Consider the following 1,150-nt stretch of genomic DNA (forward strand, 5'->3'; position numbering starts at 1 on the left):
CTAGTACCTTGGCCGAATCAAATTTCAGGATAGAGGTGCTTTAATTTCCCTCTCGCTTGCTCAGTTGTAAATTGCCAATCGACCGATTTCTGTGCCTGGTTACGTTCGACTTCCCATGCCGTGACCTCACGCTGCAATTCTTCCATCGAGGCGATTCGTCGGCTCAGACACTGGATGGTCAGAGCGCTCAGTTCAATTTCAGCCATGTTGAGCCAACTTCCATGTTTAGGGGTGTAATGAATTTCTAATCGTTTCGCAAGGGACAACGCCTGCTCTGGCGCAAACGTTTCATACAAGGACGAAATCGTATGCGTGTTCAAGTTATCCATGACGAGCCGAACCCGCTGCGCCCTTGGATAATGGACTTCTAGTAGCTCTTGAACTTGTAGCGACCAATCGACTTTGGTTCGTCTCTCGCTGGCTTGGACATGACGCCATCCGGCCAGAGGTTCTGTGAACATAAACAGGCTACAACTTCCTTTGCGCACATACTCGTAATCCTCGCGGCGTACTTGTCCCGGCTTCATTTGTTGCGCAGGTCGGGAATGATCCAACAGTTGCACCGGCTGTTCATCCATACAGATCAGCGGGATTTCAGGATCATAGGGAAGAGCGTAGGTTTCCAAGATGTCTTCCATCCGAGCGACGAACTCACTGCTGGATTTGGCGGGAATGCACCATTGTTTTTTCAGATGAGGCTTAAGTTTTGTTTTTTTAACGTCGTCCGAATCGTTTCCCGTCCTACCGATTCCAGAATATTCAGTTCGATCACCCGGCGAGTGAGCAGACGAACGGTCCAGCGAGCATACCCCTCAGGCGGCTCAGAACAGGCTAACGCAATGATTCGGGCTTCCACTTCACCGGTCACCTGCGAAGGACGTGCCGGTTCGGCTCGCTTGCGGTAGCTCAGCGTCTCATGAAGGCCGCGGGTACAGTAATCCTTCACCGTGTGATATACGGTGACCTCACTGACACCTATCCGCTGGGCAATTTCAGCTTGAGTCGGAATTGCTCCTTGACTTTCGTCTGCCAGAAGAAGTACGAGACAACGATTGCGAATGCCTTTGGACGTAGAGTCGGCATGAAGGATGTTTTCAATGGTTTCGCGTTCCTTCCACTGGAGTTGTACCTCGTATTTTTTGTTCATCTG

At 50.7% G+C, this 1,150-nt stretch carries 2 protein-coding genes; both read right to left on the reverse strand.

Translation table 11 applies throughout. From position 1 onward, the window contains the following. Positions 1 to 17: 17 nt before the first annotated feature. The gene (locus E0698_RS26210) at positions 18 to 800 is read right to left on the reverse strand and encodes an IS630 family transposase (RefSeq protein WP_202895087.1); all 783 of its coding nucleotides are present in this window, start codon (positions 798 to 800) and stop codon (positions 18 to 20) included. Continuing rightward, the coding region (locus tag E0698_RS26515; protein ID WP_238354177.1) for a helix-turn-helix domain-containing protein at positions 689 to 1,150 on the reverse strand (462 nt) is incomplete at its 5' end. The genes E0698_RS26515 and E0698_RS26210, both read right to left, overlap by 112 nt.

It is taken from the genome of Paenibacillus sp. 23TSA30-6, assembly GCF_014858585.1.
Lineage (GTDB): Bacteria > Bacillota > Bacilli > Paenibacillales > Paenibacillaceae > Paenibacillus.